This window comes from Sulfitobacter sediminilitoris, from assembly GCF_010667575.1.
GTDB classification, from domain to species: Bacteria; Pseudomonadota; Alphaproteobacteria; order Rhodobacterales; family Rhodobacteraceae; genus Sulfitobacter; species Sulfitobacter sediminilitoris.
The window spans coordinates 1-5,717 of the sequence record NZ_JAABNT010000054.1 but is presented as its reverse complement, the minus strand read 5'-3'; the positions used below and the strand labels follow the sequence as shown (position 1 = coordinate 5,717).

Annotated in this window: 5 protein-coding genes and 1 pseudogene; 2 read left to right on the top strand and 4 right to left on the bottom strand. The window is 51.6% G+C overall.

Annotated features, from left to right (window positions below; translation table 11 throughout):
- Window positions 1-77: 77 nt before the first annotated feature.
- Together GV827_RS22925 and GV827_RS22920 are read right to left on the bottom strand one after the other, a co-directional pair.
- Window positions 78-1,235 (bottom strand): type IV secretory system conjugative DNA transfer family protein, encoded by a 1,158-nt coding sequence (locus tag GV827_RS22925; RefSeq protein WP_328823210.1) that lies wholly within the window; start codon window positions 1,233-1,235, stop codon window positions 78-80.
- Between the two features lie 253 nt (window positions 1,236-1,488).
- Window positions 1,489-1,635: pseudogene (locus GV827_RS22920) on the bottom strand (IS5/IS1182 family transposase); the annotation flags it as partial.
- A 194-nt stretch (window positions 1,636-1,829) separates the two neighbouring features.
- On the opposite strand from GV827_RS22920, the gene GV827_RS22915 reads away from it, so the two are divergent.
- Window positions 1,830-2,543 carry a transglutaminase-like cysteine peptidase gene (locus tag GV827_RS22915; protein WP_164356609.1) on the top strand — a complete coding sequence of 238 codons (714 nt, stop codon included), beginning with the start codon at window positions 1,830-1,832 and terminating at the stop codon, window positions 2,541-2,543.
- A 433-nt stretch (window positions 2,544-2,976) separates the two neighbouring features.
- Here GV827_RS22915 and GV827_RS22910 read toward each other — a convergent pair whose 3' ends face one another.
- Entirely contained in the window at window positions 2,977-3,876 is a 900-nt protein-coding gene (locus GV827_RS22910) for a LysR family transcriptional regulator (RefSeq protein WP_164356607.1), read from the bottom strand.
- 88 nt (window positions 3,877-3,964) lie between these two features.
- Between GV827_RS22910 and GV827_RS22905 the strand changes: the two genes are divergently transcribed.
- Window positions 3,965-4,177, top strand: a complete 213-nt coding sequence (locus GV827_RS22905; RefSeq protein ID WP_164356605.1) for a hypothetical protein — start codon at window positions 3,965-3,967, stop codon at window positions 4,175-4,177.
- Window positions 4,178-4,377: 200 nt separating this feature from the next.
- On the opposite strand, the gene GV827_RS22900 is transcribed toward GV827_RS22905, so the two are convergent.
- Entirely contained in the window at window positions 4,378-5,475 is a 1,098-nt protein-coding gene (locus GV827_RS22900) for a hypothetical protein (protein WP_164356603.1), read from the bottom strand.
- Between the last annotated feature and the right edge of the window lie 242 nt (window positions 5,476-5,717).

Sequence of the window (5,717 nt, the reverse complement as noted above, 5' to 3'; positions counted from 1 at the left end):
ACGCCGCCAACCCGGCGGTCACACATCGGGTACTGACCCTCATGTTGGCCAGCGAGTACTAGGCTTGACCGTCTCCCCTAGCGGGAGGCGGTTTTTTGCGGGGGCGGCGCCGTTGCCACTGAGAAGGCCGGTGTCCTCTGGCCCTTCACCATGACCCGCATATAGGCCCGGTGGTTGGGGAGATTGATCAGATCGCTGAGGGTGACGCGTTCCAATTGGCGGAGAAAGACCGGCGCGTCATTGGCCCCCACCCGGAACACCATGAGGCTGCCAACATTGCCCAGGATCGCGTCAAAGACCGCTGTCTCCACCTGGGCCACGTGCTGATGGACAAGCGTGAGACCGAGCCCGTACTTGCGGGTCTCTGGCAGGATGTCGGCGATGGAGGTGGTGGTGAAGGCATGGAACTCATCGACATGCAGCATGAAGGGGCGTCGCTGATCCTCAGGAATGGTCTGACGGCTCAGCGCTGCGTTGACGATACTGGCAACAATCAGACCGCCCAGGACGTTGGTGACGTCCGCGCCGAGGCGCCCCTTACTAAGATTGATAATGAGCAGCTGGCCCTCATCCATGATCTTGCGGAACCGCAGCGGCTTGGTCGGTTCACACAAGGCACGGCGGACATTGGGATGGGCGAGGAAGGCCCCGAGCTTGTTGGCGATGGGTGCGACGCCGTCAAAGGCGGTCTTGTAGTTCATGTTCGGGAACTCTGTGGTCCAGAAGCGGCGCACCTGCGGATCGGTGACGTGGCTCAGCATCTGTGCCCGGGCGGCCTTGTCGATGAAGAGGGGGACCAGATCACGCAGATCCGCCCGCGGTTGGGCGAGCAAGGTGAGGAGCGCATGACGCAGGAGGTGTTCCATCCGCACCCCCCAGGCGTCGGCCCATTGTTTTTTGAACGCATCAATCAGGCCGGCGGCCACCAAAGGATGGAACGCCTCGGGCACGCGGGTCAAAGGATTGTAGCCGTACTCGTTCTCGGATTCAGCGGGGGCCCAGACATGGGCACGAGATCCCAACTGTGCAGCCAAGCCATCGGCAAGATCGCCATGTGGATCAATCAGGCAAAAGCCAAAGCCGCACGCTGCATCCTGCAGGGCGAGGTTGGCCAGCAGTGTCGACTTGCCCGTCCCTGTCTGACCCACAACATGCAAATGCATCAACCGATCAGTAAGGCGTATGCCAAAGGGAAAGTTGCCGTACCGGCTCTGCGCAAGGCCCAGTGTGCTCACCGTCTCTGAGACAGGTTTCATACACGCATTGTCCGACGCACCTAAGAGGGTCGCTAGGTGCACCAGAGAGCCATAGAGGTCCATCGGCAATAAAGAGCTGTCTTAGAGCGTGTTCACTTCAATCGGATTGATATCCAGTAGCGACGAAGAAGTTGTAGCATTCCTCGGGCTTGAAGAGGCTGCAGACGTTTCCAGCTGCGCGCCAGAGGTCGTCGTAAGTTCTTGCCGCAACCTTTCGGATGAGAGCTTTCAGCTGTCGGCGGCCACGCCTACCGCTCGGCGGCGGCACCCATTCCATATCGGGATCAAACCAGATCGAGAGCGATCCGCGCCGCTTCAAGCTGTCATTTTAGGACGACCAGTTCGTGGTCTTGTATTTCGTAGGGGCCCGACTGCTCATACCTCACAGCTATCATGCTGGATTCATGAGGCGAATCCCTCGCGTGACTTGTGCAACAAAGCCGCTGCAGAGGCAAAAACCTTCTGCCTGACACGAAACCGACCAATTCCTGCCGAAGTACCACAATAGCGTCAAACAAAGCCAAAACCTTTCTTGAGGTACGGCAAAAATTGAGTGATGGGCAGGAAAAGATCATGAAGAAAATCTTTAGGAATATCAAAACATATGGGTCAGTATGCGCACCATGCGCCACCTTATTCGCGTTCATCCTCTGCACCAATCTCGCAATGATCGGTCCTGCTTCGGCAAAAGGTTTTCTCACGACTGGCAAGTTTACGTCGCCTCCGGTCGGCGCAATTAGTATTTGTAAGACTTACTCTTGGGCCTGCTCACCAAAAAGTAATGGTCACACCATAGCGTTGAGCGAATTAAATAGGGTGAACAGAACCATAAACCGAAAAGTTTACCAAATTAACGACCACGTCCAATATGGCGTGCCAGAGAAATGGACGCTTCCGTCAAGGCGTGGCGGAGACTGTGAGGACATAGCGCTGCTCAAAAAATTGGAGTTGATCCGAAAAGGGGTCGCCCCAAATAAGTTGCTCATTGCAACCGCCTTAGACAGAAAGTTGCGTCCACATGCTGTTTTGGTTTTCCGTTCTGATCACGGCGATCTTGTTCTTGATAGCGCACACGGCAAGATCTTAGCTTGGGCAGACACGGGCTACACATTTCTGAGGATGCAAGATCCGAGCAATCCTCGGAAGTGGCAAGCCTTGCTTCGGGGAGGCGTGGCCAACTCAAAAAGAGTTTACGTTAAATCACGTGGAGTTGCAGCTATTTCTCCATACACCGGAGCAAAAAGTCAGAGTAGATCTCGCGATCGACGGCCCACGCTGGATCGATAAAAGTCAGGTTGCAGACTGTATGATGGCCGATCGCGGCTGCGATCCTTGACGCTATCGCGCCTGCGCCATTTCCACACGGTCTGTTCTGTGGTTCAGTGACGGTCCGCAAGCACCCAGGCAGGTTCATCACTCGCCTATATCGCCGCCCTGATCTTCGGCGTCGTTGTCACTTGGCTGGGAAGATTGTTCAGCATGTCGCTCTCCCACTCCGTGCCTTAATCAAGACACAGCATTCCATGAAAAATGATGATCAACGATGGAGTATGTGATCATCCGGGATGGCACAACTAGTGTTCCCCGTCCGACATAAGATTCCCAGTCTGCCTCGGGCGCGCGGCTGTTGTTCAGATAGAACCCCAAGGGGCAGCTATGCGGGACAAGGCTGCCGTTGATAGTCTATGGACGAAGGTCCGCTTTGGGGGATTCCCCCCCCTTAATTATTTCGCAAATGCGCACTATATCGCGGCGCAAAGAATGCACTGAAAGCTTTGACCTCAGGTCTGCGGTAGGCGGTAGGGTTCACTATTAGCCAAACGGTCGACCCCAGATATTCGGGCAATTCTATGCATTGGACGAGCGTTTCGTCACTTTTCATGAACCGGGTCGGGAGCACGCCTATACCAGCCCCCATTTGTATGCCTGTCGCCATGGCCTTGAAATCTTGGCAGGTCATCGCAATCTGATCGGGCTTTATGCGCTCGAGCAACCATTTATTGATGGGTTTCATCCGATTGCCACCAAAAACTAAGTACTTATGTCCCTCCATATCAGATTCCGAGTGTGGAAAATCACAAACTGGCGCATAGGATTTTGACGCGAACAACGAATGGGTCACCGTGGTCAGTTTTCGACAAATTAACGATGGATCGTCGATTTCTTTGTTGGTCCATCTGATTGCGACGTCGGCATCTCCACTAGATATGTTGATGGCGTCATCGCTGGGGATTAATTCGAAGTTAACATTGCTATAGCTCGCAACAAACTCTTTTAGGATTGCTGAAAGGCGCGGATTAAATGCGTCCATCACAGCCGTGATGCGTATGGTGCCGGATTGGACAGATGCCAACTGGGCAGCCTTCAAATCTATTGCCTTGGCCGCTTCCTCAACTGCTTCAGCACTCGGCACCAACGAAAGAGCATTCTGTGTCGGCGCAAATCCTTGTGTGTTCCGTTCAAACAGAACCAGCTTAAGCGCGTGTTCCAGTGCTTCAATTCGTCTTGCAACGGTGGGCTGCGCCATCCCGAGAGTTTTGGACGCCGCCAAGGTAGAACCGGCACGCAGCACTGCCAGGAACACGCGAACGTCTGAAAGGTTTTGAAAAACGCTCTTCATTTTCGTAGAACAGCACAGCGTCAGGGCGGATACCAGCGCAATCCGCCGATCCTTAGGCTGAATCCAACGCCAATGAGAGGATCGTCATATGACACTTACATTCCCAGTATTCAAACTCCCCACTATGAAGTGGATGTTCCGTGGGACTATCGCCAAGCCCGCGACCGACGTTACGCCAGAGCATGAAACCGCGTACGCTGAACGTGCTTTTCTGCGCGAGTTGTTGACCCGCAATCCTGAGGGTATTCAAAGTGACCTCGGTCTCATGGCAATGATGACCCAATATCCCCGGCACTTCTGAATGACCGAACGCTAAGGCGCTTAGAACGGTTGCGGCAGTGTGTGAGTCACTTTGATTTCAAAACGATAGCGGACATCAGTTCAAACCCCAAAATCGCTCACCTTGGGCTCACAGCCGTTATCTGACAGTTTCGCTCAGGGATGTCGGACCCGTGTCCGATACCCTGCTTGCATCGGGAATCTTGCGTCAGGTGGGGAACACTAGATGATCTCAAGGGCACCCCGTAGGCCACATATCGCATGTTGTATATAGTCGATTCTCACTTCATCTGAACGTCGATCCGGCGCAACTTTATTGTCTCGAAGCCACTTGACAGATGATCGAGAAAAACCGCCTTTTCTGTACCCGCCAGAGTATTGAGCATCGAGCAGGAATAGAGTGTACTCTTCAATTAATTCCCTGACGCGATCAACTAAAGGGTTTTTTTGGAGGCTTAATAGAAGTTCGTATACTGAGGTTAGTCCTTCCAAACGTGTTGCTGTTGGACAGGTTCGACCATCCCCGGTACAGCATCCATCCTGGCTCAAGTTATCAGCTTCATTAATTATTGACTGAACGATTTGCTCCATATGGTTCAGAATGGTCTCACGCTCGAATTGAGAAATATCGAATTTTGAATCTAAAATTTTTGCAGTTGCTATCAAAGCCCAGTGATCAAGTTCGACATTTCGACGGCCTTTTCGAAGGCGTGCCAAATACATAAGTGAATTTACAGCCGCTCGAAACCAAGGGCCCTTTGGATTCTGCTCTCCAAGAAACGTAAGTGCAAGCGCAGCCTCGCCAGGATAATAAAGTGATACAAATTTTGTATTAATCTTCTTTGATCTCCGATAAATTTTTGAGTGAAAGCCTCCATCATCCTTCTGCATATAGAGAAGGAATTCCCCAATTCTCCTAACTAAATCTTCTGGGAATTTTGCAAGACCTTTCTCTGCAGCCAACGAAATTGCAGATAGATAAAGAGCCGACCCTCCCAACTTAAACGAGTTAAATGAGCCAGCCATTCTGTCATCGCTTGCAACAGCAAGCATCCAGTCATCTTCATGCAAGAAAACCCTTAGATGATCTTTTGATACCCAATTTATTCCTTGCTGAATTTTTTGATTTAGAGGCTTTTTGGCAAAAGCATAGCAATCAGCTAAAGAGTAAATTGCTCCTGAATGTCGAAGAATATTATATCTATTGTCGGGAGTTGGAACGCCTGAACCTGTTCGATATATAAATTCGCCAGATTGCAGCTGCATATCCACTAATTCCTCAATCCCAAATGAGATTGCATCTTGAATTTTCGTATTCATCATACTTTCGGGCCCAAGCTTAACTGCTCAAAGATACACATAGAGAAAGAAAAACTACTATCAGATTATTCTTTATATTATGCCGGTGTTGCCCAAAATCCTTAGGCTCTGGACCGGCTTTGTTGCACAAATGGCGTGAGGGGATTCATGTTGTGAATCCAGTGTGATAGCTGGAGGTCATGAGCAGCTGGGCACCGACAAGATACAAGACCACGAACTGGTCGGCTTACAATAGCGCGCTG

Coding starts and splice junctions, on each gene's coding strand:
- GV827_RS22915 (WP_164356609.1), top strand. CDS start 1,830: ATGAAGAAAATCTTTAGGAATATCAAAACATATGGGTCAGTATGCGCA.
- GV827_RS22910 (WP_164356607.1), bottom strand. CDS start 3,876: ATGAAGAGCGTTTTTCAAAACCTTTCAGACGTTCGCGTGTTCCTGGCA.
- GV827_RS22905 (WP_164356605.1), top strand. CDS start 3,965: ATGACACTTACATTCCCAGTATTCAAACTCCCCACTATGAAGTGGATG.
- GV827_RS22900 (WP_164356603.1), bottom strand. CDS start 5,475: ATGAATACGAAAATTCAAGATGCAATCTCATTTGGGATTGAGGAATTA.